Annotated in this window: 16 protein-coding genes; 8 read left to right on the forward strand and 8 right to left on the reverse strand. The window is 52.0% G+C overall.

The genetic code is table 11. The features are described 5' to 3' along the window. The first annotated feature begins 52 nt into the window (after window positions 1-52). Window positions 53-3,508 (forward strand): chromosome segregation protein SMC, encoded by a 3,456-nt coding sequence (smc, locus tag BLW97_RS06505; RefSeq protein ID WP_075322701.1) that lies wholly within the window; start codon window positions 53-55, stop codon window positions 3,506-3,508. Window positions 3,509-3,742: 234 nt separating this feature from the next. Here smc and BLW97_RS06510 read toward each other — a convergent pair whose 3' ends face one another. The 4 genes from BLW97_RS06510 to BLW97_RS06525 form a co-directional block, all read right to left on the reverse strand. After that, the gene (locus tag BLW97_RS06510; RefSeq protein WP_075322702.1) at window positions 3,743-4,579 is read right to left on the reverse strand and encodes a hypothetical protein; all 837 of its coding nucleotides are present in this window, start codon (window positions 4,577-4,579) and stop codon (window positions 3,743-3,745) included. Between the two features lie 15 nt (window positions 4,580-4,594). After that, a complete protein-coding gene (locus BLW97_RS06515; RefSeq protein ID WP_158025136.1) occupies window positions 4,595-6,664 on the reverse strand; it encodes a CPBP family intramembrane glutamic endopeptidase in 2,070 nt (689 codons plus the stop codon). A 155-nt stretch (window positions 6,665-6,819) separates the two neighbouring features. Then, entirely contained in the window at window positions 6,820-7,542 is a 723-nt protein-coding gene (locus BLW97_RS06520; RefSeq protein ID WP_075322704.1) for an ABC transporter ATP-binding protein, read from the reverse strand. 169 nt (window positions 7,543-7,711) lie between these two features. Then, entirely contained in the window at window positions 7,712-8,386 is a 675-nt protein-coding gene (locus BLW97_RS06525) for a histidinol-phosphatase (RefSeq protein ID WP_075322705.1), read from the reverse strand. A 113-nt stretch (window positions 8,387-8,499) separates the two neighbouring features. Between BLW97_RS06525 and ligA the strand changes: the two genes are divergently transcribed. Genes ligA through BLW97_RS06545 form a run of 4 tightly spaced genes read left to right on the forward strand, consistent with a single transcriptional unit; the run spans window position 8,500 to window position 13,295 of the window. Beyond that, complete coding sequence (gene ligA, locus BLW97_RS06530) at window positions 8,500-10,533, forward strand: NAD-dependent DNA ligase LigA (RefSeq protein WP_423230362.1); 2,034 nt, start codon at window positions 8,500-8,502, stop codon at window positions 10,531-10,533. Between the two features lie 52 nt (window positions 10,534-10,585). After that, complete coding sequence (locus BLW97_RS06535; RefSeq protein WP_075322706.1) at window positions 10,586-11,185, forward strand: OmpA family protein; 600 nt, start codon at window positions 10,586-10,588, stop codon at window positions 11,183-11,185. A gap of 52 nt (window positions 11,186-11,237) precedes the next feature. Next, complete coding sequence (locus BLW97_RS06540) at window positions 11,238-11,864, forward strand: DUF2459 domain-containing protein (protein ID WP_010639115.1); 627 nt, start codon at window positions 11,238-11,240, stop codon at window positions 11,862-11,864. Window positions 11,865-11,897: 33 nt separating this feature from the next. Beyond that, window positions 11,898-13,295: an MFS transporter gene (locus tag BLW97_RS06545; protein WP_075322707.1), complete on the forward strand. Its 1,398-nt coding sequence runs from the start codon at window positions 11,898-11,900 to the stop codon at window positions 13,293-13,295. Here BLW97_RS06545 and BLW97_RS06550 read toward each other — a convergent pair. After that, window positions 13,246-14,937, reverse strand: a complete 1,692-nt coding sequence (locus BLW97_RS06550) for an ArnT family glycosyltransferase (protein ID WP_075322708.1) — start codon at window positions 14,935-14,937, stop codon at window positions 13,246-13,248. The two genes, BLW97_RS06545 and BLW97_RS06550, sit on opposite strands and share 50 nt — an antisense overlap. Window positions 14,938-15,139: 202 nt before the next feature. Between BLW97_RS06550 and BLW97_RS06555 the strand changes: the two genes are divergently transcribed. Then, entirely contained in the window at window positions 15,140-17,047 is a 1,908-nt protein-coding gene (locus tag BLW97_RS06555; protein ID WP_075322709.1) for a penicillin-binding transpeptidase domain-containing protein, read from the forward strand. A gap of 102 nt (window positions 17,048-17,149) precedes the next feature. Here the strand turns inward: BLW97_RS06555 and BLW97_RS06560 are convergent, their stop codons facing one another. The 3 genes from BLW97_RS06560 to BLW97_RS06570 all read right to left on the reverse strand — a co-directional run bounded on the left by BLW97_RS06560 (window position 17,150) and on the right by BLW97_RS06570 (window position 18,366). Then, window positions 17,150-17,557, reverse strand: coding sequence for a type II toxin-antitoxin system HicB family antitoxin (locus tag BLW97_RS06560; protein ID WP_010639110.1), 408 nt, complete (start codon window positions 17,555-17,557; stop codon window positions 17,150-17,152). Continuing rightward, the gene (locus BLW97_RS06565) at window positions 17,554-17,751 is read right to left on the reverse strand and encodes a type II toxin-antitoxin system HicA family toxin (RefSeq protein ID WP_075322710.1); all 198 of its coding nucleotides are present in this window, start codon (window positions 17,749-17,751) and stop codon (window positions 17,554-17,556) included. The genes BLW97_RS06560 and BLW97_RS06565 overlap by 4 nt, the downstream gene beginning before the upstream one ends. 144 nt (window positions 17,752-17,895) lie before the next feature. Then, window positions 17,896-18,366 (reverse strand): Fur family transcriptional regulator, encoded by a 471-nt coding sequence (locus tag BLW97_RS06570; protein ID WP_024893737.1) that lies wholly within the window; start codon window positions 18,364-18,366, stop codon window positions 17,896-17,898. Window positions 18,367-18,483: 117 nt separating this feature from the next. Between BLW97_RS06570 and BLW97_RS06575 the strand changes: the two genes are divergently transcribed. Together BLW97_RS06575 and BLW97_RS06580 are read left to right on the forward strand one after the other, a co-directional pair. Then, window positions 18,484-18,963, forward strand: coding sequence for a peroxiredoxin (locus tag BLW97_RS06575; RefSeq protein ID WP_010639104.1), 480 nt, complete (start codon window positions 18,484-18,486; stop codon window positions 18,961-18,963). Continuing rightward, window positions 18,960-20,369, forward strand: coding sequence for a PhoH family protein (locus tag BLW97_RS06580; protein WP_075322711.1), 1,410 nt, complete (start codon window positions 18,960-18,962; stop codon window positions 20,367-20,369). Before BLW97_RS06575 ends, BLW97_RS06580 begins: the two co-directional genes overlap by 4 nt. The last annotated feature ends 59 nt before the right edge of the window (window positions 20,370-20,428 follow it).

Here is a 20,428-nt window from a genome sequence, read left to right on the forward strand (position 1 = left end):
CCTCATCATGAAAGTTTCAATAGTCCGATATCATACCTAAAAACCACTGTTCATGCGCCTCTCGGCTATTATTCTTCAAGGCTTCAAGTCCTTTCGCGAAAACACCCGCATCCAGATCAGCGCCAATCCGGTAGTGATTGTCGGACCCAATGGTTGTGGCAAGTCCAATACTGTGGACGCCCTGCGCTGGGTGCTTGGTGAGTCTTCCGCCCGGCAATTAAGAGGCGGCACCCTGAGCGATGTCATTTCCAATGGGGGGGGCAGTCGTCCGGCGACTTCCCAGGCCAGTGTGGAATTGCGTTTTGACAATAGTGATGGCACTGCGCCCGGTGCATTTGCCGAAGTGGCCGAAATCAGTGTCAAACGCAGTCTGGACCGCAAGGGAGATGGTCAATACCGGATTAATGGCGCGCGTTGCCGGCGGCGGGATGTCAGTGATCTGTTTTTGGGTACAGGTTTGGGCAGCAGTACCTATGCCATTGTCGAACAGGGAACCATTGGTCGGATTATTGAAGCGCGTCCCGATGATCTGCGCGCCATGCTGGAAGAGGCGGGGGGAATCAGCCGCTATAAGGAAAGGCGCCGGGAAACCGCCCAGCGCATTGCCGAAACCCGGGAACATTTGCAACGCCTGCATGATATTCACGGTGAAATGGATGGTCAGTGGCAGCGTTTGCAACGTCAGGCCGAAGCTGCCCGGAAAATGCGGGCCTTGCGCATTGAAGAACGTCAATGGCAATGGTGGGCGGTTTGTGAACGCCTGCAGATGCTGGAGACAGAAGCACAAGTCCTGAATCAGCGCCGTGATGAATTACAGTCCCAAAACCAGACATTGGAAGAAAACCGCCAGTTGACCGAGCAGGGTCTGGAGAGCTTGCGACAGGAGGCGCGGGTCGGTCAGGACAGTCTGAGCGCCGCGCAGGCCGGTCTGTATGCTGTTCAGGCGGATCTTAGTGAAGCCGATCATCAACTGAAAGAACATCATGCTCAGATTCAGCGTGTCCAGTCGGGAATGGCGCAATTTCAGAACCAACAGCAAAAAATCCAGGACGAAATACAACGCCAACTGGATAGTGAAAAACAACGACAAGAACGCCTTCTGGTTTTGCTGGATCGTCGTGAAGCCTTAAGCACAGAGGAGGAGTCAACCCGCCAAGCTCGTCAGGCCGCAGAGCGCCAGGCTGAAGAGCAGGAACAGGCACGACAGTTGGGCGTGCAAAAGGCTGCTGATTTGCGCCGCAAACGTGATGTGCTGCTGGCTCAGGTCCGCGAGCTGGAGCCGCGTTTACAGGATATGGATAAGCGCCTTGCGCGTTTTGTTCAGGAAATGCCATCTGAACGCCCTGCTCTCGATGCAGCCGAACTGCGTGTGCAAACGCTGGAAGAGAACCTGAATACGGCAACCCAGCATCTTGCAACTTTGCGTGAGGAATTGGCCCAACAACAAAAACAGATTGAGAACCTGCGCGAGCCGCGTGAAAGCGCCCAGGGGCACTTGCAAGAATGTAAGGCCCGCCACAAGGCACTCGAAAGCCTATTGCAACGCCTGCAAAAATCCAGTCCTGCGGGGGTATCCGGGCAAGGGTTGTTGATGGATTGTTTGCAGGTTCGCAAGGGCTGGGAGGCGGCCATTGAACGGGTGCTCGGTGATCGCCTTCATGCCCGGGTGCTTGCTGCGCCTGAGCAGACCATTAAGCACAGCACGTTATGGGAGTCTGCCGAGGAGCCGACAAAGCTTCCTGAAAATGCTTTGCTGAGCGTGCTGGAGATTCCGGATAATTTGCAAAAGGGCATGCAGGACTGGCTCTGGGGTTTGCGAACCGCGCCCGACCTGGCCAGCGCCATGGCGAAGCGGCATGAGCTGGGAGCGGGGGAAGCCTGGATAACTCCGCTGGGAGTCATTGTGCATGCGATGGGTGTGACTTTTCCCGAACAGGAAGACGCAGCCAGCCTGCTGCAATGTCGGCGGGAACTCGAAGATAACCAGCAGCTTATGACGGCCGCCGAGGCGCAGGCCGTTGCCACGCAAACAGCGCTGAATGAAGCCCAAGAGGCTCTTCGCGTTTTGCAAATACCCCTGCGCGAAGCTGAAGCACAAGTGCAGAAACTTGGCCGGGAACTAGCACAGGAACGGGAGTCTGTCGCCCGTTTACGCAGTCGGGTGGAATCGGAAGATCAGCAACGGACCGAGCGGCAAATGGAAGCCCAGCGTCTGGAATCGGAAAAAACCGCCAGCTCGGAACGCCTGAGCGGGCTGCGCAAGGCGTTTGCCGACGAAGAAGAGAACTGGGTCGAACAGGAAAAACAACTGCGCGAGGCGCAACAAAAAGCGGATAAGGACAAACGCCGTGTTCAGGAATTGCGCAATACCTACGGGCGCTTGCGGGAAGAACGTCAGCAACTGGAATTACAGGTGCAAAAACTGCAGACAGAATCGGCAGCAGCGCAACAGCGCGGTGATGATCTCCAGCAGCAGGATCTGCAACTGATGCAGTCCATTGCGCTCAGCTGCCAGAATCTGGAGGCACTACAGCAAGCCCTTCCTGATTTGCAGGACAAACAGAAAACCCTTCAGGATCGGCTTGGAGAACAACAGGCCATTGTCCAAAAGCATCAGGAATCCGCACAGGCCATAGATCTACAAATACGCACTCTGGAGCAGCAGCGTCATCCGCTGGAAACCCAGTTGCGCAATCTGCAAAAAAACCTGGCGCAGACCGAACAGGAAATGGCTGCCTTGCAGGTTCGTCTGGAAGAAAATGGTCTGCGAGCTGCAGAACTGGCTGAAAATCTGGGGGAAAACCCCGGTCCTTGCCCGGATTCCCGCTCTATGGAAGAACAACTGGCGCGTATAGCTGCCGCCATACAGCGTCTAGGGAATGTAAACCTCGCCGCAGAAGAAGAATTGCAAGAGTTGGAAGAGCGGCGCGGAAATTTGTTAAGTCAGGTGGAAGATGTGGAAATGGCTCTGAACAGTCTGGAAGAAGCCATGGCCGCAATGGATCAGGAAACTATCTCGCGCTTTTCCGAAACCCTCCATCAGGTGAATCAGGAATTGCAGAACCTGTTCGCCATTTTGTTCGGGGGTGGTCAGGCAGCCCTGAGTCTGCTGGGTGACGATGTGCTCGATGCCGGTCTGGTGTTACGCGCGCAACCCCCCGGCAAACGTAATGCCAGTTTGCAGCAATTATCTGGTGGAGAAAAAGCGCTGACCGCGATTGCCCTGGTTTTTGCGCTATTTCGGCTGAATCCAGCCCCATTTTGTGTGCTCGACGAGGTAGATGCCCCTCTGGATGACGCCAATGTGGGCCGTTTCTGCCATTTAGTCCAGGAAATGGCCGTGCAAACCCAGTTTTTGATTGTTACCCACCGTAACTTGACCATGCAGGTGGGCGAACAACTTATCGGCGTTACCATGACCGAACCCGGCGTCTCTCGCATTGTACCGGTCTCGGTAGCGGAAACGTTGGCCGCCGCCGCCGATTCTGAATCCTACGCAGCAAATTGATTAACCTAAAAACGGCAGTTGCCGTGGGTGCTTTTTGCTCCGTTGTTCCTTGCCTGTTGTTCTAAGGCTCATCCTGCTGTCAGGAGAGAACTCGCCCTACGGGCTCAAACAGCTCTCCTGACGGGCGCTGGATTTCGCCAAGAACAACAACGGCTCGAAACAAAAGTCGCTACAAAGCACCCACGGCAACTGCCGTTTTTAGGATTAACCTTTTTGGGTCAGCTTTTGGAAGCCTTAGGGGACCAATCTATCATGCCTCGACCCCATATCCATCAAGGCACCGGTGGCAATCAGCATACTACCAAATGTCCAGATAAGAATGGCCATCTCTAATGCGATCAGTAGTACCACGCCCAATAGGGCGAGAACGATTTTACCTACAAGCATAACGCCCAGATATTTTACCAGAAAAAACAGAATGCCAAAAAATACAGCAAAAAAAATGCCAACACCGATGAATACCAGGATCAGCATTGCGCCCAGAATAAATGGAAAAAACAGCCATTTCAATTTTCCCCCAAAAATACCTAAGCTGCTGACTATGGACATTTTGGCATTCAATCCATAGGCAGAATACAGCATAAATACATATCCAAAGAATGCGCCCAATAACATGAGTGGAATAAACATTATCCAAATCTGCTGATGCATGAACCAGTCTGTAGGCAACTTTTGCCCCGGCTGAACTATAGGCATTCCCGAATAGGCCTCCAGGACGCTGCCAATAGTGGCGTAGATCAAGGCAAGTAACCAGGCTTCACCACGTTTGAATGCCCAAAACAAGTTTCCGATATGCCATGGCTGAGCGGTGAGACTTTTAGCTAACAGGTAGAATAATCCCATATCCAGCAAGGTGATCCACAAGAATAATGGGAATCGCCATAACTGGACGTATGTTGGTGCGCTGAAATTGAGTAGTGAATTTATGGCAAAGCCTATTCCCAATAAGAGGATAAAAATGAGTAAAGCCGGCCATAGCGTTTTAAATTGGTTTTTAAGTAGATCCCAGCCACCACGGATGGCGCCGCTATAAGTGGTATTATCCGCCTGCATCGGGGTAAAGCTGTCCATGATTTGTTCCTTTTTTCAATGCCAAAGTAGTAACAGAAAGCCACTGCCATTCCATACCATATGAAGCAGGATTCCAGGCCAGAGTGAACGATAGCGGATGCGCAAAAATATTAATGCGGCTGCCAATAAGGCGATGATAATCAATGCCGGAGGGTAATGAAACTGTTCGATTTTGCTGGGTATATGGGCTAACACAAATAGCAAACTGACGAACAGGGCCGACCAGCCTGCTGAAAACCGCCGGCGCAGCCCGGCATATATGGCTCCCCGAAAAATAATTTCTTCGGCAAAGGGCGCAATGACAATCAGCAACAAAAGGACCACGTAGTGCGTCAATCCTGAGCCTTTCAGTCCCTCAAAGAGACCTAATGCGCGCGGGTTTAGATGGTTGGGCAAAGGAAATATCTGGAAAAGCCCATGGGCAAAGAGTTCAATCAGAATGGCCAGTATCAAGGCCAGCAGATAGGCATTTGGACGACTGGGTTTGCGCCAGGCAAAACCTTCAGCTTTGCGCCAGACCTCCCGAGGAAATTTCATCAGTAAAAAAATCAGGATCGCCAATGCACAAAGCGTATAGCTCAGGATGCCCAGCCAGATACGGAACGAAGTACTGATTTGGTGTAAGGACTTTTCCAGGACAAGCGGCGGCATTTTTTCATGGAGTAAGGCATAATGCATACCCAACTGCGCGCCGACGACGAAATCCCGCAGCATGACCATAATAATGACAATGATGGCCTGACCGAAGAAAAAGCTCAGAAAGAGGATTATCGCTGCCCAGGGCCCCCAATGCGTGCTAAGAGATTTTCTGGTAGTCCGTTGCTTGTTGTTTTCTGCCGATAAAGTGTACTTTTGTCCTGTCTGCCGGATTTTTTGGGCAGAAAATTGGGATAAATTCCAGTCACTGCGACTCAGACGTTGTCGGGCAAGATAGGCGGCAAACCCCACACTGACAAGGGCCATAAACATTAAAACCAGTGTTCCGCGCAGATGAAAGGGCACATGAATCAGGTGGCGATAAAACCAGTAGTGCGCGCTGCGCAACACCAGAACAGCATCCAACCCAAAAGAAAGAAGCAGGATGATTTGCTGCAGGATACCGGTAAAACCCAGACCGATTATACCCATGGGTGCCCAGGCCAGCACCAGAATGCCCATATACAAAATCAACAAAATCATGCTGATTTGCAGAATAGGATATCCCAGAAGAATCAAAATAAGGGCCGGCCAAAACAGTAATACCAGGGCCAGCAGGCTGGTATGCGCAGCGTAACTTTTTACAATGTGCGTACTTGCCTGCTGGTGATTGCCACCAAAATAACCGGTAAGCGTCAGATATTGCCAATCAAATGCGCGTGCCGACCAGATACCCCATGAGAAGACAGGCAGAAGGAAAATGACTGGAAGAAAAGGCAGAACCTGAGGCCAATGCGATGTGCCAAGGCGCAGATATTGTATTGCAATAATAGCGGCCGGTAGCTGGGGTTGTATAAAAAGAACCGCCAGAATTCCCTGAGGTCGTCGCGCCGTATCGAGAATGGGGTTGTGCCAGTTTCCGGGCATCCAGCGCCAGATTGCACTCCACGGAATGTTCTGGATGCGAATATCCTGGGGCCTGTGCAGGTATTCGGATAAAAAATCTTGCCATTCTCGTGGCGTTTTTCGCATCAGCAGGACGATGAGTAAAAGCAGTAGAATTCCCAGAACCGAATCCACTGGTGCGGGAATCGCTAAAAAAACATCTCTGGCAGGTGGGAAAAATATGAGGGGATACACTGGAAGCAGGGGGAATCCCTGCCAATATTTTCGGTCTTTCCTGCGGCTTCCGCCGGTATTGAGCAAAATCGCATAAAAAGCAGCCCAAAATGCCACGTAAACCGTTAAAACAAAGGCCCCTGCTAAGGGAATGTTTGAAAACCGTATTTCTCCGGCAATGATGACCAGCAAGAGAATAAGAATGAAAACAAATATACCAATGGCCTGCCTGCGAAAACCGGGTAAAATTCTCAAAAGGTCTTCAGAAATTATCCGCCAGTAATGGATGAGAAAGCCGGCTACGATAAAAAATGCGGGCAGTAATATCATTGTAAAAACCGCTTGCGACGCCTGTGGCTTAGCCTGGGTGGAAAGTGAAAAGCCGATTGTTATACCCATCCCCATTAAAAATAGGAGGCTACCCAGTATCAGGGTCAGGTTTTCCTGAAACAGCAGGCGCGGGTGGAGACAGCGCCAGATACCCATCAGTTGCTGTCTCTGGTCATTGCCAGGAATCGGCTTTCCGCTTCTCCGGGCTGTAAGGTTTCGCGGGGCCACTCTTCAATTATCCGGCCGTGGTGGAGTACCAGAAAACGCGAACAAATGCGTTCAAGATCAGAAACAATGTGAGATGAGAGCAGTACGGCAGCTTCATGCTCCAGGGCGTGCTCCTGCAGCAGGGACAGGAAATCCTGACGTGCCTGTGGATCCAGTTGAGACACAGGTTCATCAAGAATTAGTAAACGCGGGCGGTGGCGCATGGCTAGGACAATAGCCAGACGTTGTCTTTGTCCACCCGAAAGTTCCTGGACTTTTTTGCTGGAGTCCAGATCAGCCCAGTCTTCGAGTTTTTTCCAGTGGCGACCGGAAGCAGGATAGAAGCCCGCAATCAACTCAAGAAGTTGCTTGACCCGCATCCAGGAAAAACCACTGAATTCCTGGGGAACAAAGCCAGTCTGAATGCGGTTTTGGGTATCCAGTTGCTGGATATCCTGACCGAATAACTCAATGTCACCAGTATTGGCGAGAATGAGCCCGATAAGACAGGTCAGCAGGGTGCTTTTGCCGGCACCATTGGGACCGAGTAACGCCACGATTTCCCCAGGATATAAGTCCAGAGAAATCTCCCTGAGTATTCGTGCTTCTCCATAGAATTTGCCAACAGTTCTGCAGCGTAATAAGGCTGTGTCCTGCCGGGAAGGATTCATAGGCGTACACTCACCCGATTAGTTTCGGGAGTTGCGATAATTCTCCCGTTTTACCGATACGGGGCACTGATCGGAAATAGGGCATTGCGGCTCCTGATCCGGTTTTTACCGGTTAACAGTTTAATAATGGACAAATGCTAGCACCATAATATGACAATTTGATGAACGTCTATTGATCATGTAAAGAAAGAATCGGCCATCCTTTGCTTGTGGCATGGGCACGCAGGCGTTCATCGGGGTTCACAGCAACGGGGAAATCGACGGTTTCCAAAAGCGGCAAGTCATTGTAGGAATCACTGTAAAAGGTGCTGCCTTGCAAGCTTCGCTGCCAATCCAGTTGTTGCTCTTGCAACCAGTGACGCAGGCGTTCGATTTTTCCCGCCTGGAAGCAGGGGGTGCCGACTGTTTTGCCCGTAAATTCTCCGTCTGCGTTTACTTCGGGTTCGGTAGCCAGGAGATTTTCAATGCCAAATTCAGTGGCGATGGGTGCGGTCACGAAGCGATTGGTAGCCGTAATAATGACCAGCACATCGCCTTGCTGACGGTGATCTTCCACCAAAGCCCGCGCCCGATTGGAAATCATGGGCAAAACCCTTTCCTGAAGATAATCACGATGCCAGACATCCAGTTGGGCGCGGGGATGGGCGGCTAAAGGCGTGAGCTGAAAGTACAGAAAAGCATGGATGTCCAGGCGTCCGGCCACATAATCGGCGTAAAACTGATCATTGCGGTGATTGAATTCTTCCGCATCGACAATGCCACGACTACCCAAAAACTCCATCCAGGCGTGGTCGGAATCACCGGTCAGCAGGGTGTTATCGAGGTCAAACAGGGTCAAAGCCATACATTCTCCTTCTGGTTGGTAGTTCAATTATCTGCAAAAATATACCAGAAAGGGCATTCGGGATACGCCGCCCAAAAATTACCCACGCTTGAATTTCAGCAAAGGAGCAATGAGTGGCATCAGCCAATGACAGGGATCTGCAGCGAATTATGCAATTACGCGCGCAACTGAGCGAAGCCAATGCCGCCTACTATCAGAAAGATGCGCCGACGCTCAGCGATCCGGAATATGACGTGCTCCTGCGGGAACTTCAGGCACTCGAAAATCGCTATCCACAGTGGCACAGTGCCGATTCGCCGACGCAAAGGGTAGGTGCGGTACCCCTCAGCAATTTTGCCGAAATACATTATCGTGTGCCCATGACCTCTCTGGACAATGTGTTTGACGATGCGGGTTTTGCAGACTGGTTGGCGAGAGTCCACAAGGGGCTGGGACGCGAGCAGGTCAGTTTGAGCGCCGAACCCAAATTTGATGGTCTTTCAGTCAACATCCGCTATGAAAACGGACAATTACTGCAGGCAGGTACCCGGGGAGATGGTCACACGGGCGAAGATGTAACGAGCAATGTACGCAGCATTCGTAATGTGCCTTTGCAACTTCAGGGAGCAGGTTGGCCGGATATTCTTGAAGTGCGCGGCGAGGTAGTCATTCCGGTGGCGGCTTTTGAGCGTTTGAATGCAGAACGTTTACGGAATGCTGAAAACCCGTTTGCCAATCCCCGCAATGCGGCGGCAGGAAGCTTGCGGCAACTGGATTCACAAATCACGGCACAAAGGCCCCTCGCTTTTTTTCCCTGGGGCTGGGGGGAACTGAGTGCTCCCTTTGCAGAAACCCATCTTGAAGCGTTACAGCAACTGGCTGGCTGGGGATTTGAAGTAACTTCTTACCTTAGTAAGATCGATCATCTTGATGATTATAGAGAATATTATTTAAAAATGCAGAATTTACGTGAACAAATGCCCTTTGAAATAGATGGCCTGGTGTTTAAGGTGAATGATTTGCATGAACGGGAGCGCCTGGGCTTCACAGCGCGCGCGCCACGCTGGGCTATTGCCTATAAATTTCCGGCGCACGAGGAAAAAACAGTGGTTGAGGACATTCTGGCTTCGGTGGGACGTACGGGCGTGATTACCCCTGTTGCCCAATTGCGTCCCGTGCAGGTGGGTGGAGTGACCGTCAGTCGTGCCAGCCTGCACAATCAGGATGAAGTAGATCGCAAGGATATCCGGGTGGGCGATACCGTGTTGGTGCGACGGGCGGGGGATGTGATTCCTGAAGTGGTCATGGTCATCCTTGAAGCCAGGCCGGAGCATACGCAGCCGTGGCAGATGCCTGAACATTGCCCGATTTGCGGATCGGAAGTGTTGCGCCTCAGTAATGAAGCCGCGCATCGTTGCATGGGGGGTATTTATTGTCCGGCGCAAAGAGTGGGTGCAATCAGTCATTTCGCTTCACGCAAGGCCATGGATATTCGTGGTCTGGGCGAAAAACTGATTACCCAACTGGTAGATCGTGAACTGGTCAAAACGGTGGCTGATATTTACTCCCTCAATGAAGACGTGTTGTGTGGTCTGGAGCGTATGGCCCGTAAATCCGCACAAAATCTGCTCGCCGAAATTGCAGCTTCGCGGCAAACACAACTTTGGCGCTTTTTGTATGCCCTGGGTATTCGTCAGGTCGGTGAAACGACAGCCAAATCACTGGCTGAGCACTTTGGCGATCTTGACCCGCTGATGGCGGCAGATGAGGCACAACTGCAGAATATTCCGGATGTAGGGCCTATTGTCGCCGAGTCCGTCCAGCATTTTTTTGCGCAATCCCATAATCGGGAAGTGATTACGGCCTTGCGCACTGCCGGCCTGCACTGGGAGAAGGTCGCGCCCAAAAGCTCTGGATATTTGGTTGGGCGCATATTTGTCCTGACAGGAACTCTCCCGCAGATGAGTCGGGAGGAAGCCAAGGCGGCCATTGAGGCAACCGGGGCCAAGGTCAGTAGTTCCGTCTCCGCGAAAACCGATTATGTGGTGTTGGGTGCGGATGCGGGCAGTAAGGCCGAGAAGGCAGCCAAGCTGGGCATTACGGTTGTGGATGAAGCGCAGTTGCTGGAACTGTTAAAGGAGTCACACACAACCCTACATATGGATTGAAACTTAGCGGCGCGGCGGCGGTCACAAGGCTATTGCCACAAGGAGAGAAAAAATGCCACGTTTCCGTGTCCGCCTGCCCATTATGCATATGCTATGGATGCTATTGCCTGCTTCCTTGCTTTTGACTGGATGCGCGCAGGAAGTCTCACCCCATCCGGTCGCCCACATACCTGTGCCTTCCCATGTTATAACCCAGCCACCTACCCAGCGTTATGCGGCTCCAGGCGTACAGAGTGAGGATATTAATGGTCCCCTCGGGGGGCGGAACAAGTATTTGTCTGACGCTGAACTGGCCGCCTTACCCTCGCATCTGCGCGTTCATTTTGCTACGAACAGTAGTCAGGTCAATGTCCACGGTCGTCGTATTGCCCTGGATAATGCCCAGTTTTTATTGAAATTCCCCCATGTAGATGTACGTCTGGAAGGTAATTGTGACCAACGCGGTACCCAGGAATACAATCTGGCTCTGGGTAATCGCCGTGCAGAAGCCGTGGCGCGCCTGCTGGAAGCCGACGGGGTATCTGCCAGCAGAATTCAGATGGTTTCCTTTGGTAAGGACAATCTGCTTTGTTACGCCAATGATCCCAAGTGCTGGAAGCGCAACCGGCGCGTGGATTTTGTCTATCATGCCATGTTATCAGACTCCAACTAGTGGTACTGGCAGACGCGTGAGCGCTTGGCGACCAGTTTTTCTGGAGATCGGCATGATGGCCTTCCTGGCCGGTTGTGCAGCCTTACCGCCGGTTTCCAGCCATGCGGCTACAGCAGCTTGTGCCCGCGACAGATCTGAGATCGGTGTTATTGATATAGGCTGGCATACCGGATTGATCATTCCTGCTGATGAAATGCAGGGTGACTTAAAGTTTGTACCGCAGTATTTTCGGGTCAAGCCTCATGACTGGATTTTTGGATGGGGTAACCGGCGCTACTATATGGCCGAAAACCCCAGTGTCTGGGAGGGAATCAGCGCCCTGTTGCCTTCCCATAGCGTGATGCTGATCAGAGCCGTGGAAAATCTGAGTGCAGCAAGCGATCTGCCGGGTGTTAAAGTCCGGTGGTTACCGGTCACTCCGGAAAATCTGCACAGACTGGATAATTATATAGCTGCCTTTCTGACTGTAAACCATACAGACGGGTTGACAGTTGTTGGGGCCGGGCCTTATCCTCGCAGCAAATTTTTTGCCTCGCCGGGTACGTATGATGCTTTTCATACCTGCAATACCTGGACCGTAACCGCTCTGAAAACGGCGGGTTATCCGGTGCATCCGGCGGGGGTAATTTTCGCGGGGCAGGTGCTCAGCCAGCTGAAAACATTGCCGGTCTGTAAATAGCGCTGTTCTGCCCAAATACGTCCGTCGGGGTATATGAAATCAGCAAATACATCTGTTTCGTCCATTGCCGCGCTGAATGACGCCACTCTCGGGCTTTTTCACTTAAAAACCATGTTGACTGCCGGGCTGGGATTTTTTTCGGCAGCCTACGATTTATTTATCATTGGATACGCTTTGGCACTGATTCGTCAGGAATGGCATCCTGATGCCCTGATGATGGGCCTGATTGGCTCCGTTTCTTTGCTCGCCGTACTATTTGGGGCGTATCTGTTTGGTAGAATTGCGGATATTTATGGGCGGCGCAAAATATACGGTATTGAAGCCCTGTTGATGGTGCTCGGCGCACTCGGATCTGCCTGCGCCAATGATATCACCACATTGATTATCTTTCGTTTTATTCTGGGGCTGGGGGTAGGTGGAGATTATCCTTTGTCTTCAGTGATCATGAGCGAATATGCCAATCGGGATAATCGCGGATTGCTGGTGGGTCTGACTTTTTCCTTTCAGGCTTTGGGCGTTTTGATTGGCCCTGGTATTGCCCTGGCATTGTTGGCCGCACAAATTGACCATGATCTGGCCTGGCGCATCATGCTGGGGCTGGGGGCGTTTCCTGCGCTTGGTGCATACTGGATGCGACGCAGCATGCCGGAATCACCGCGTTGGCTGAATCGGGCCACAAAAGCTCCCAACAACGCGGATTCATCGGTTACCTCTCCAAAGTCACTGAGACATTACTGGCGATATTTGTTGGGTACGGCTGGGGCCTGGTTTGCTTTTGATTATGCCTATTATGGTAATACTATTTCGACGCCCATGATTATGCATGCGCTGGCCCCACATGGTGGGCTAATGGCCAATATTGCCTGGAGCTGGATTGTTTTTGCAATTGCTGCAGTGCCGGGATATTTTCTTGCGGCATTCACTCTGGACCGTATTGGTCATCGCCGTCTGCAATTGATCGGTTTTTTTTGCATGGGCATGGCTTTTCTCGCCATTGGCGTGATTCCTGATATAGCCGGGGCATTTGCTCTGTTTATTGCCTTGTATGCCATCAGTTATTTTTTTGCAGAATTTGGCCCGAATACCACTACATTTGTCCTGGCCTCAGAAATTTATCCTGCTCATTTACGGACTACAGCCGCTGGTATTTCCGCAGGGACAGCCAAGGTAGGCGCATTTATCGGGGTGTTTTTATTTCCCATTCTGCTCCAGGCGATGGGCATAGAAAACACCCTTCTGCTTACTTTTTTATTCAGTATGACGGGATTGGCACTGACTTTTTTATTGCCTGAACCTGCCCGCCAAAATTTGGAACAGGTGGCTGGCGAGGAAAATCTGACAGAGCAGGCGTTTTCCACTTCCGCCGGACCCAATCCCGAGATTAACCCGAAGGGGCCTGGTGCTGAAGGGAAACAGCAGATTGCGGGCTGATGCGTAACAAGGTCAGATTTTCGTGATTATATAACTCATAACTGACATAAATGCTTTGGATATGGAGATGATCCGGCAGGCTTCTGCGCATGTCAGGAACATCCCGACTGGGCAAGACCAGATAAAGGGGACTGGGGTTATGACGCAGAATGTTCTGTAATTCCGCCATATGCCTGGGCCGGTGCAAAATCATGTTGCCACGTCCGGCATAAAACAGAAAATTGGGCTGAAACCAATGCCAGGCGGCAATACTGTAGGGTTTATCACCTTGGTACTGACGGATTTTTTCTCCCATGAAGTAAGAAGGCTTCAAAATATTCAATGCTGGCTCGGTGTAGGTCATCAGCACGAAAGTCAAGGCGGCGGCCCCGGCGGTCAGAGTGATCAACCAGCGTCCAACTTGGTCTTTCCATACCCAAAGCGCGGCAAGGACGGCAGACACGGCATAGGGTAAGCCCAGGTAATAAAGCGAGCCCAGGGGAGGAATTTTTGCCGGCACGATTATAGCGCCGGCATAGACCAGAGCCGCCCCGACGCTGAAAAGTACGGACAAGGACATATATAATCCCCGGCTGCGAAAGGGTATTTCCCCGGACAGGGCCTGGTAAAAGCGTCTTCCGAGAAAAATAAACAGGGGCGGGTAGGCTTCCCAGACATAATTGGGCAGTTTGGTGGCGGAAATACTGAAAAAAATGACCCACACCAATAACCAGCTGAGCAAAAAGGTATCTACAGGATATTGCCGGATCAGTTGCTTGCGTTTGCGCCACAGAGGTCGCATTGCCTGAGGGAGAAATACGGACCAGGGGAGCAGGGCGAGGGGAATGGTCAGCAGGTAATAAAAAAACGGGCCCTGATGCCCCTGCATTTCAGCATTGTACCGGCTGATATTGGCCCGCAAAAGAAAGCCCAGATCCCATCTCCAGTGGCTTTCTACCCCTACGGCAACATACCAGGGCAGGCCGATCAGCAAAAACAAAGGTAAGCCCCATTGCAGGCGCCCTTCTTTCCATAAATAGGGGAGATTACCGCGCAACAATAAAAAAACCACAATAATCAGCCCCGGAATCAGGAAGCCTATCGGTCCTTCATCCACAGTGGCCAGGGCCATGGCGGCATAACTGAGTAAAATATTGAAGCTGCGTGTCTCCGGGAATTGATAGGCGTGCAAATAGCTGATCAGACTCATGCTGACAAATAAAATCAATAAAGGGTCTGGTACCGCCGCCCGGAAAATGATCTGGCTATGCAAGATAGTGGCAGCCACCAGGCCCGTCAGCAAAGCGGGACCGCTGCCTATCAGACGCCGTGTGGAGACAGTCAGGTACAGGACAAACAGCGCTCCCACCAACACCGAACCCATACGCAAACCCCAGCTGTTCATCCCGAACACTTCCACGCCACCCCACATGAGCCAGTAATTCAGAGCGGGTTTGGCAACGCGCAGGGTCCCGTTGAACAGGGGAAGCACAAAATTATGCTGCGCAAACATTTCCTTGAGCGCCTGGGCATTATTGGGCTCATCAATATCCCAGAGGCTGCCGCTGCCACTATGGTAGGCAAAGAGGATAAAAGCACCCAGAAACAACAGGCCGCATAAAAAATAAAAACGGGACAGACTAAGCGTTTTGTTGAAGGCCATATCAGCAGGCGGTCTCCATGGTAGGGGTCAGCATTGCGGCGCTTATCATATCAAAAATATGGTGCTGATCCTCCATAGCTTACTGCCAAGCGGGTTGCCGGGAACTTTTGCATTGTCTACATATCATATTAAGCTTATACGCCGACTAACTGCTCCAATGCTTTCAGGTAGAACTATTTGTTGTTATTGAACCGTATTGTCAATGGATAGACCCGTAAAATTCCTGCCCGCAGGACGGGCGCGTCTGGTCATCATCTTCCTGTTACTGACTTTTGCAGTTATGTTGATTCGCGATATTTATCTGCAGATTCTGGACCAGTCCACCTTGCGTCAGCAGGGCCAGATGCGCTATTTACGGACTATTCCTTTGCCAGCCAGTCGGGGAATCATCACAGCCCGTAATGGTGAACCTCTGGCGGTAAATGTGCATGCGGTTACCATCTGGGCGGATCCTGCCATTCTGGATAAACACCACGACCAATGGGCAGAACTCAGTCATGCCCTGCATCTCTCCGAAGCCAGTTTTGCCCGTCGAGTGGCCAGCGGAGGAGCAGATTATGCTTATATTGAACGTCAGGTTGCTCCGGAGTTCGGAACGGCTCTACAAAAGCTGCAGGTGCCGGGCATTTATGTACAGGATACCAGCCGCAGTTATTATCCTATGGGCGCGGTGACAACCCCCCTGCTGGGGTTGGTGGATGAGGCACACCAGGGTTCTGCAGGTTTGGAGCGTGGTTACAACACCTGGCTCAGGGCGCATCCCGGAAAGGAATTGGCACTGGTGGATGGACATGGTCAGATAGTGCATGTGGCCAAAGTGCAAAAACTCGCGCATTTTGGGCATCCCCTGCAGCTCACCATTAATCCCCAGATTCAATATTGGGCCTATATTACCCTGACCCGTTCACTGCATCATTTTCACGCCAAAGATGGATCTGCGGTGGTGATGAATGTGCACACCGGACAGATTCTGGCCATGGTCAGTGCACCCAGTTGCAATCCCAATGCAGAGGGTTCCTGCATGGATCCTGCCGACTATACCAATAATGCCGTGCATCAGGCCTTTGAACCGGGTTCAGTGATGAAACCCTTTGTTGTAGCGGCAGCCCTGGCGAGCCACAGTGTTCAGCCTGCTGCCCGATTCAATGTTTTTCATCCGCTGATAGTAGACGGTTATGCCATCACGGATGATGTGCGCCATCACATCCTGAATATTGAACATATTCTCAAATATTCCAGTTGTATTGGGGCCTCCAAAATTGCACTCAAAACCCCCGAGCAGATTATTTACAATATGTACCGTAGCGCCGGTTTTGGGCGCAAACCCGATCTCGGTTTCGTAGATGCGACTTCAGGGGTACTGCCCAACTGGCATAGCTGGAGTCTGGCGCGCCATGCCACCATTGCCTTGGGTTATGGGGTTAGTGTTACCACCCTGCAATTGGCAGATGCTTATGCCGCCTTTGCCAACGGGGGCTACCATATGCGACCGGAATTGGTCATGGGGCAGGCACCAGTCGCCAAGAGAATTATGCCTGCCTGGGTGGCCAAAAAATTGCGAGTCTGGCTGCAGAGTGTGGCGGAGCCGGGAGGAACAGGTATCTTGGCGGCCATTGAGGGCTATCATGTAGCGGGCAAGACGGGTACAGCCAATATGGCCAATGGTCATGGCGGCTTTTATGGACATACCACCAATGCCACCTTTGTCGGCTTTGCTCCCGGCAATCATCCACAACTGGTGATGGCCGTTTCCCTGCGCGGTAGTCATTTCAAATGGAATTTTGGGGGCATAGAAGCGGCACCCGTATTTCGGGTGACCATGCGTCATGCCTTGCAGGAGCTGGATGTGGCTCCTGCCTGCCATCATGGCCCGACCATGCCCATCACCATCAGGCCTGGCCAGAATCTGGCAGAAATTGCCCAGCAGTATCACAGTTCTGTTGCCCATCTCATGCAGATTAATCAGATGACTAATCCGGAAGATATCGACTCGGGCGCATTACTCATGGTGCCCACTCCCAAGGGGGGTAAGCATATTTGCCGTTTTCAGGCACCACTAGTTTCCAGAGCTCAGGCAGAAATCTGGAGTGAGGGCGGGGGTGGGGCATAGGTGTAATTACACAAACACGACCTGAATGAGCTATGATCCAGCTGAGGCGCCATACACAACAAATTACGAATACCCCATTTTGTCGCCCAATTTGTAGCAGATTTAAGAGGCCTCGCGCCGCAATGTCGCCAGTGCGGCGCGAGCTAGAAAACCAGAACGGCTCTCGTGACGGCTTTTAGCAGCCTCGTCTACACGTCGCAGCACTCGTGCAGGCAAAGTAATATTGACTCGTTCCGCCTTGTCAGAGATGAGCGCCGGGTCCACATCCACCAGCGCCCAGATCCAGTGAGCAAACTCCGGATTAGCCTGATGCTCCGTGATGGCTTTAGGTTCTGGAATGTCTCCACTCTCATCAATCTGCACCTCCAGCCACAGTTCGATGGCTTCCTTGGCCATTTGGATGGCTTCGTCCAGGGTATCCCCGGCAGAGAAGCAGCCCGGCAAGTCGGGAACTACTACCCCGAAGGCATGGGTCTCATCCCCGGATTCAATAGCGATTGGGTATCTCATTTGCAGTTGCCCTCTTTAAGTCCTGCCTGCTTCAAAAGTTTGTGGAGTAATCCTGTGCCCAGGTCTTTACGTGGATGCGGGATCGAAAGATGCCCTGGGCGATCGGGATGCACATAGACGTGATGCGAACCTTTTGTACTTCGATGCAACCATCCCGCCGACTCCAGGCATTTGATCAGTTCTGAGCTCGTCATGGTGTGTATTATACACACGGATTTCTGCAAGTCATTGCCGGGAGACTAACGGCCATCCTCCCATTTCCCTCGCTTTGTGCAAAGGGAGTATTCATGGAGGATCGACGGATGAAAATCAGACTGATATTAGCCCTCGTATTACGATCAATCGGGGGTTTTGTTTTTACCACAATGGGCACAGACACCGTTCACCACCAGTTCCATTTCGATGACCGAATAATCCTTGGGAAGAGTGGGCGTGGAGACCGGGCTTTCCGGAAGACAAAAAACCTGTCCACAGGAAACACAGTGAAAATGGGGATGCTGATTAGATTGTTCCAGTCGTCGGGCACTGAAACGCCAGACCCTATCATCTGCGGTAATGCGGTGGGCCAGGCCGATATCCACTAACCACTCCAGATTGCGATATAAGCTGACCCGATCTACCGGGCTCGCGATGCTTGATTCCAGACGTTGCTGGACCTCGGGATGGCTCAGGGGTTGCTCGGCGTCCAGGAGCGTCCTGTAAACAGCAACGCGTAACTTGGTGACGCGTTGCCCCGCGTCCCGCAATAGCTGAGTCACTTCTGCATCGCTGTGCGTGGGGGAGGGCGTATCATGAACATGATTTTTCATGGGTTCATGCTAGAGCAGCCCCTGCATGGGTGCAAGTCCGACCGTGATCCGGGGAATGGCTGGACATCAGGGCATCAGCCGCGCTAGATTTTCAACAGGTTCACTCAGGAGTCTTCCATGTCCTCAGAAAAAATCGCCGTTGGTCAAGATGCCCCGCAATTTCATGCTGCTGCTTATGGCAAGGATTCAGAAATCCGTTTGCGCGATCTCAACGGCAAAATTGTCGTCCTTTATTTTTATCCCAAGGATGATACTCCCGGCTGCACCACAGAAGGCCAGGAATTTACTGCCCTTTATCCTGATTTTCAGGCGGCTGGCGCAGAAGTTTTGGGCGTTTCCCGCGACAGTCTGGCCAGCCATGAAAAATTCGCCTGCAAGTTCAATTTCCCTTTTCCGCTTCTGGCAGATACGGACGAAGCCCTCTGCACCGCTTTTGATGTGCTCAAGGAAAAAAACATGTACGGCAAAGTCAGTATTGGCGTAGAGCGCAGCACCTTTGTTATTGACCGGCAAGGCAAAATTGCCTATGTGGAGCGCAAGGTCAAAGCGGCAGGTCATGCGGCGGCGATACTTGATATTGTCAAAAAACTCCCATGAGTGCCGGCAAAGCGGTTGCCAACGATCCCCAAAAACCACGGCTTTATATTCTCGACACCAATGTCCTGATGCACGATCCAGCGTCGCTGTTCCGCTTTCAGGAACACGACATTCTGCTTCCCATGATTGTTCTGGAAGAGCTGGATCAACATAAAAAAGGACTCAGCGAGCAGGCTCGTAACGTCCGTCAGGTCAGTCGCAGGCTGGATGAACTGCTGACGGATACGGCGGATCTGGATCAGGGCCTGCCTTTGCCCTACGCCCAGGGCCGTCTGTTTTTTCAGACGGCCGCCTACCAGCAGGCTTTGCCGGAAGATCTGGCGGGTGGTAAGGCCGATAATGAAATTCTTGCGGTCACTTTGGCCTTGCAAAATCGTCACCCTGAGAAAGATGTCATTCTGGTCAGCAAGGACATCAATCTGCGCATCAAGGGCCGGACCCTGGGTATCCGCGTGGAAGACTACGAAAATGACCGTGCCCTGGAAGATGCGGACTTATTGTACACAGGCTCGGAAATTCTCAGTGCAAATTTCTGGGATCAGCACAGTCGCGATCTGGATGCCTGGCAGGAAAGCGGGCGCAGTTTCTATAAAATCAGTGGTCCTGCCATTCAGCACTGGCATGCCAATGAATTTATTGCCCTGCATCAGGGGGAGGCGGATGCCGATGAATTCTCGGCTATTGTCCGCGAAGTGCATCCTGAACATGCCATCATCGAGCGGATCACGGATTATCGTCATGATCGTCATGCCGTTTGGGGAATTGTCGCCCGTAATCCTGAGCAGAATTTTGCCTTGAATCTGCTGATGGATCCGGACATTGATTTTGTCACCCTGCTGGGTCATGCCGGCACCGGAAAAACCCTGCTGACCCTGGCGGCCGCTCTGGATCAGGTTTTTGAACATAAACGCTATTCGGAAGTCATTATTACCCGGGCAACGGTACCAGTAGGCGAAGAAATTGGTTTTTTGCCGGGGACTGAAGAAGAAAAAATGCAGCCATGGATGGGTGCGCTGGAAGACAATCTGGAAATTCTGGCGCGCAGCAGCGATGAAGCCGGGAGTTGGGGGCGCAGTGCGACCCAGGACTTGCTAAACAAACGCATTCGCGTGAAATCCATGAGTTTCATGCGGGGGCGCACTTTTCTGGAGAAATTTGTCATTATCGACGAGGCCCAGAATCTCACCTCCAAGGAAATGAAAACCCTGATTACCCGGGCAGGCCCCGGCACCAAAATTGTCTGCCTGGGCAATATTGCCCAGATTGATACGCCCTATCTGACGGAGACCACTTCGGGTCTGACCTATGTGGTGGATCGTTTCAAGAATTGGGCACATAGCGGCCACATTACCCTGCGCCGTGGCGAACGCTCAAGACTGGCGGATTTTGCCAACGAAGCTCTATAGATGACTTGTCGGGTGGCCTGCAGAACCCTTAGACTGCGCTAGGCTTTTGAGGGGGAGAG

This window comes from Acidithiobacillus albertensis, assembly GCF_001931655.1.
GTDB lineage: Bacteria > Pseudomonadota > Gammaproteobacteria > Acidithiobacillales > Acidithiobacillaceae > Acidithiobacillus > Acidithiobacillus thiooxidans.

What these genes read in the sequence shown, in the direction of transcription:
- BLW97_RS06575 (WP_010639104.1), top strand. Translation starts at nt 18,484, where the DNA reads ATGTCCTCAGAAAAAATCGCCGTTGGTCAAGATGCCCCGCAATTTCAT.
- BLW97_RS06550 (WP_075322708.1), bottom strand. Translation starts at nt 14,937, where the DNA reads ATGGCCTTCAACAAAACGCTTAGTCTGTCCCGTTTTTATTTTTTATGC.
- BLW97_RS06520 (WP_075322704.1), bottom strand. Translation starts at nt 7,542, where the DNA reads ATGAATCCTTCCCGGCAGGACACAGCCTTATTACGCTGCAGAACTGTT.
- BLW97_RS06515 (WP_158025136.1), bottom strand. Translation starts at nt 6,664, where the DNA reads ATGATATTACTGCCCGCATTTTTTATCGTAGCCGGCTTTCTCATCCAT.
- BLW97_RS06555 (WP_075322709.1), top strand. Translation starts at nt 15,140, where the DNA reads ATGGATAGACCCGTAAAATTCCTGCCCGCAGGACGGGCGCGTCTGGTC.
- BLW97_RS06570 (WP_024893737.1), bottom strand. Translation starts at nt 18,366, where the DNA reads ATGAAAAATCATGTTCATGATACGCCCTCCCCCACGCACAGCGATGCA.
- BLW97_RS06525 (WP_075322705.1), bottom strand. Translation starts at nt 8,386, where the DNA reads ATGGCTTTGACCCTGTTTGACCTCGATAACACCCTGCTGACCGGTGAT.
- BLW97_RS06535 (WP_075322706.1), top strand. Translation starts at nt 10,586, where the DNA reads ATGCCACGTTTCCGTGTCCGCCTGCCCATTATGCATATGCTATGGATG.
- BLW97_RS06580 (WP_075322711.1), top strand. Translation starts at nt 18,960, where the DNA reads ATGAGTGCCGGCAAAGCGGTTGCCAACGATCCCCAAAAACCACGGCTT.
- BLW97_RS06560 (WP_010639110.1), bottom strand. Translation starts at nt 17,557, where the DNA reads ATGAGATACCCAATCGCTATTGAATCCGGGGATGAGACCCATGCCTTC.
- BLW97_RS06510 (WP_075322702.1), bottom strand. Translation starts at nt 4,579, where the DNA reads ATGGACAGCTTTACCCCGATGCAGGCGGATAATACCACTTATAGCGGC.
- BLW97_RS06545 (WP_075322707.1), top strand. Translation starts at nt 11,898, where the DNA reads ATGAAATCAGCAAATACATCTGTTTCGTCCATTGCCGCGCTGAATGAC.
- BLW97_RS06540 (WP_010639115.1), top strand. Translation starts at nt 11,238, where the DNA reads ATGATGGCCTTCCTGGCCGGTTGTGCAGCCTTACCGCCGGTTTCCAGC.
- smc (WP_075322701.1), top strand. Translation starts at nt 53, where the DNA reads ATGCGCCTCTCGGCTATTATTCTTCAAGGCTTCAAGTCCTTTCGCGAA.
- BLW97_RS06565 (WP_075322710.1), bottom strand. Translation starts at nt 17,751, where the DNA reads ATGACGAGCTCAGAACTGATCAAATGCCTGGAGTCGGCGGGATGGTTG.